The organism is Falsiroseomonas sp. RANM36 (genome assembly GCF_056682175.1).
Window position 1 is genome coordinate 54,551 of record NZ_JBWXTD010000003.1, and the last position, 4,351, is coordinate 58,901.

Sequence of the window (4,351 nt, forward strand, 5' to 3'; positions counted from 1 at the left end):
GGGGGCCCCCCCCCCCCCCCCCGCCCCCCCCCCACGCCCCCCCCCCCCCCCCGGTGCCCGGCCCGCGGCCCCTTTTTCGTTGCGTCCGGCGCCGGCGCTACAGCAGCGGGCCGGTCACCCTACCCCCGCGCAGCGGCCCCGGCGCGCCCGTCGTGCCCGGAAAGGTCAGCGGCAGGCCGCGCCAGACGCGGGCGGCCAGCACGCCGAAGGCCTGCGCCTCCAGCGCGTCGCCGTTCCAGCCCGCGACCTCCACCGGCCGCACCGGCTCGGTCAGCGCCGAGGCCAGCGCGCGCATCACCGCCGGATTGCGCCGCCCGCCGCCCGCGACCAGCCACTGCACCGGCGGCGAGGGGAAATGCCGCGCCGCGGCCGCGACGCAGACCGCGCAGAAGGCGACCAGCGTCGCCGCCCCGTCCCAGGGCGAGAGCGCGGCCGCCCCGGCCTCCTTCAGCGCGCGGTCGAAATCCAGCCGGTCGAGCGATTTCGGCGGCGGCGCCGCCAGGTAGGGATGGCCGATCAGCCGCGCCAGCACGCCGCCATCCGGCTGCCCGGCCAGCGCCAGCCGGCCGTCCCGGTCATAGGGCTCGCCCGTCGCGCGGCGCGCCCAGTCGTCCAGCGGGCCGTTGGCGGGGCCGGTGTCGAAGGCGATCAACTCGCCGTCATGCATGCCCCCTGGCCCGATCCAGGTGACGTTGCCGACGCCGCCGAGGTTCAGCACCGCCAGCGGCTTCGGCAGGTCGCGCGCCATCACGGCATGCACCACCGGCACCAGCGGAGCCCCCTGCCCGCCGGCCGCGACATCGGCCGAGCGGAAGTCATGCGCGACGGAAAGCCCCGTCTCCCGCGCCAGCCGCGCCGCGTCGCCCACCTGCCAGGTGAAGGGCCGGTGGTTCGATCCGGGCTTGCGGGGACGATGCAAAATAGTCTGGCCGTGGAAGCCGATGAGGTCGGCCTGCCAGCCGATCGCGCGCACCGCCTCCACATGCCGCGCCGTCAGACGCGCCACGCAATCGGCCAGCAGCGGATCGTCGGGCGGCAGGTCCGCCCCCTGATCCTGCGCCAGGTCCAGGAGGCGCCGCAGGTCGCGGCGCAGCGCGGGGTCGTAGGGCAGGGTCAGGGTCGGGCCGAAGCGCGCGATCGCCTCGCCATCCGTCTCCACCCACGCCGCATCCACCCCATCCAGCGAGGTGCCGCTCATCAGACCGATGGTTCTCAGCATTTCCGCCAGTGTGCTACCACCCCCGGCCTTCGCAAAGCACCGCACCGATGAGCACGACCGACTTCCTGCACGAGGCCAAGAGCCGCGGCTTCATCCACCAGTCCACCGACGAGGCGGCGCTCTCCGCGCGGCTGAAGCAGGGCCCGCTGCCCGGCTATATCGGCTTCGACGCCACCGCCGACAGCCTGCATGTCGGGTCGCTCGTGCAGATCATGCTGCTGCGCCTGCTGCAGCGCACGGGCAACAAGCCCGTCGTGCTGATGGGCGGCGGCACGACGAAGGTCGGCGATCCCTCCTTCCGCGACGAGGCGCGGCCGCTGCTCGACGAGGCGCGGATCGAGGCGAACAAGGCCGGCATCCGCAAGGTGTTCGATTCATTTCTTCGGTTCGGGGATGGTGCCACCGACGCGGTGATGCTGGACAACGCCGCGTGGCTCGACGCGCTGCTCTACATCCCCTTCCTGCGCGACATCGGGAAGCATTTCAGCGTCAACCGCATGCTGACGATGGAGAGCGTGAAGCAGCGGCTCGACCGCGAGCAGAATCTTTCGTTTCTGGAATTCAACTACATGCTCTTGCAGGCGTACGACTTCCTGGAGTTGTCGCGGCGGCACGGGGTCGCGATGCAGATGGGCGGCTCCGACCAGTGGGGCAACATCGTCATGGGCGCCGACCTGATCCGCCGCGTCACCGGAGCGGAAGCGCATGTCGTCACCACGCCGCTGATCACCACCGCATCGGGCGCCAAGATGGGCAAGACGGCGCAGGGCGCGGTGTGGCTCGATGCCGCGAAGGTCGCGCCCTACGATTACTGGCAGTTCTGGCGCAACGCCGAGGACGCCGATGTCGGCCGCTTCCTCGCGCTGTTCACGGACCTGCCGATGGCGGAGGTCGCGCGGCTGGCCGCGCTCAGCGGCGCCGAGGTGAACGAGGCGAAGAAGGTGCTGGCGACGGAGGCCACCGCGCTGCTGCATGGCCGCGACGCGGCGGAGCGGTCAGCGGAAACCGCGCGCCGCACCTTCGAGGAAGGCGTGACGGCGGAGACGCTCCCGACGCATGTCGCCGCCCTTCCCGCCTGCGTGGTGGACCTGCTCGCGGCCGCGAAACTCGTCGCCAGCAAGGGCGAGGCGCGGCGGCTCATCGCGCAGAACGGCGTGCGCCTGAACGACGCGCCCGTGACCGACCCGGCCGCGCAGGTCACGCCGGGCGATCTACGCGACGGCGCGGCGAAGCTGAGCCTCGGGAAGAAGAAGCACCTGCTGGTGCGCGCGGGGTGAGCGCGGGCGCGACGCTCAGGCCCGGCGCGTCCGGCGCAGCGCGCCGAGGCCGATCAGCCCCACGCCGAACAGCGCGAGGGCACCGGGCGCCGGAACCGCGGCCGGCGTGAAGCCACCTGTCAGGCCGCGGGCGTCTGCCGCAACGTCATCGTACCATTGCGCGAAATACGGCACTGCTGAAAGGTCATAATACACCTCGACCACGCCGTTCGAAAAGCCGTAGAATCGCAGTAGCATTCCCAGACCGGGCTCGATGCTGAACTCGCCCGCCGTCGCGCCGAAATTCGTCACGAAATCGGTGAGGGGCACTGCGCCGTTGATGACGGTGTCGTCGAAGCTGAACGTCGCCGATCCGGTGGTCGGGACCGGCAATGGGACTGCGTTGCTCCAACTATTGACCGTGAAGTTCCAGGTGCCGGAGATGATCGCGGCGCGGGCGGCCAGCGGTGCGCCGGCGATCAGGATGGCCGCGAGGAGCGCGGCGGCGAGGCGAGGCATGAGTTTCGGTCTCCAGGCGAGAAGCACGCAGCTCGCTGCTGATAAGCAAGCGGGATGCCGAAATTGTTTTGCCCGCCCTATCAAGAGCTTGCAGGACAGGCCCCAGGGCAGATGACGGGCATTGTAATGTTTGCCGACACATGTCCACTCTCATGGAGGTGGCCATCATGACGATTCCCGCAGGCCATCCGGGCCCGCCGCAAGGCTCGCCACTCCGCGCCCTGCTCGACGCGCCGATGCGCCCCGGCAGCCTCGTCTGGATCGGCCTACGGCCGGAGCGGCGCGCACCGATGATCGCCGTGGCGCAGGCGCTGCTGGAGCCCGGCCGCGGCTTGGCTGGCGATCGCTGGCGCGGCAGCGCCACCGGCGCCCGCCAGGTCACCCTGAACGCCGCCGAGCACCTCGCCGCCATCGCCGGCTTCCTCGGGCGGGACGCGGTCGCGCCCGAGGCGCTGCGGCGCAACCTCGTCATCCAGGGCGTGAACCTGCTGGCACTGAAGGGCCGCCGCTTCCGCATCGGCTCGGCGCTGCTGGAACACAGCGGCGAGTGCCACCCCTGCTCCCGCATGGAGGAAGAATTCGGCCCGGGCGGCTACAACGCCGTGCGCGGCCATGGCGGGATCACCGCGCGCGTCATCGAGGGCGCGGCGATCCGCCTGGGCGATGCGCTGAAGCGCGACGACTGAAGAGAACGGAGCGACTGATTCACCGCTCCGGCGATTCCGCCTTCGCGGATCAGGCGCTAGAGCCCCTTCGCCGCCTCCATCACCTGCGCCGCGTGTTCCTCCGGCTTCACCTTGCGCCAGACCTTGCGCACCTTGCCCGCGCCATCGATCAGAAAACTGGATCGCTCCATGCCCATGTAGGTCTTGCCGTACATGGACTTCTCCACCCACGTGCCATAGGCCTCGGCGACCTTGTGGTCCTCGTCGGAGGCGAGCGGGAAGGTCAGCTTGTACTTCTCCGCGAACTTCTCGATCGGCTTCATGGGATCGGGCGAGACGCCGATCACCTCCAATCCGAGCTTGCCGAGCTGCGGCAGCGCCTCCTGCACGCCGCAGGCCTGCTTGGTGCAGCCGGGCGTGTCGGCCTTCGGGTAGAAATACAGCAGATACGGCTTGCCCTTCAGCGCCGCGCTGCTGACCACCCGCCCGCCGCTCGCCGGCATCGAGAAGGCGGGCGCCGCGGCACCCTCCGCCGGGCCGGCAGCGACCGGCGCGGCCGTGGCGGCCGGCGTCGCGGCAGCGGCCTGCCTGGGGGTCGAACCATTCGCCACACTTCGCCCCGGCCACGCAGACGGCGAGGCTGCCCTTGCGGCCGTAGCGCCACTCGTCGGAGCGCCGCTGCGTTGGCCGAC

At 71.2% G+C, this 4,351-nt stretch carries 5 protein-coding genes; 2 read left to right on the forward strand and 3 right to left on the reverse strand.

Annotation, left to right across the window (positions count from 1 at the left end; translation table 11 throughout):
* Positions 1 to 97: 97 nt before the first annotated feature.
* Complete coding sequence (locus AC1MIR_RS05190; RefSeq protein ID WP_480028708.1) at positions 98 to 1,216, reverse strand: anhydro-N-acetylmuramic acid kinase; 1,119 nt, start codon at positions 1,214 to 1,216, stop codon at positions 98 to 100.
* A 50-nt stretch (positions 1,217 to 1,266) separates the two neighbouring features.
* Between AC1MIR_RS05190 and tyrS the strand changes: the two genes are divergently transcribed.
* Positions 1,267 to 2,496, forward strand: a complete 1,230-nt coding sequence (gene tyrS / locus AC1MIR_RS05195; protein WP_480027124.1) for a tyrosine--tRNA ligase — start codon at positions 1,267 to 1,269, stop codon at positions 2,494 to 2,496.
* A gap of 15 nt (positions 2,497 to 2,511) precedes the next feature.
* Here tyrS and AC1MIR_RS05200 read toward each other — a convergent pair whose 3' ends face one another.
* Positions 2,512 to 2,994, reverse strand: coding sequence for a PEP-CTERM sorting domain-containing protein (locus AC1MIR_RS05200; RefSeq protein WP_480027125.1), 483 nt, complete (start codon positions 2,992 to 2,994; stop codon positions 2,512 to 2,514).
* 167 nt (positions 2,995 to 3,161) lie between these two features.
* Between AC1MIR_RS05200 and AC1MIR_RS05205 the strand changes: the two genes are divergently transcribed.
* Positions 3,162 to 3,680, forward strand: a complete 519-nt coding sequence (locus AC1MIR_RS05205; RefSeq protein WP_480027126.1) for an MOSC domain-containing protein — start codon at positions 3,162 to 3,164, stop codon at positions 3,678 to 3,680.
* A 56-nt stretch (positions 3,681 to 3,736) separates the two neighbouring features.
* Here AC1MIR_RS05205 and bcp read toward each other — a convergent pair whose 3' ends face one another.
* Positions 3,737 to 4,270 carry a thioredoxin-dependent thiol peroxidase gene (gene bcp, locus AC1MIR_RS05210; protein ID WP_480027127.1) on the reverse strand — a complete coding sequence of 178 codons (534 nt, stop codon included), beginning with the start codon at positions 4,268 to 4,270 and terminating at the stop codon, positions 3,737 to 3,739.
* Between the last annotated feature and the right edge of the window lie 81 nt (positions 4,271 to 4,351).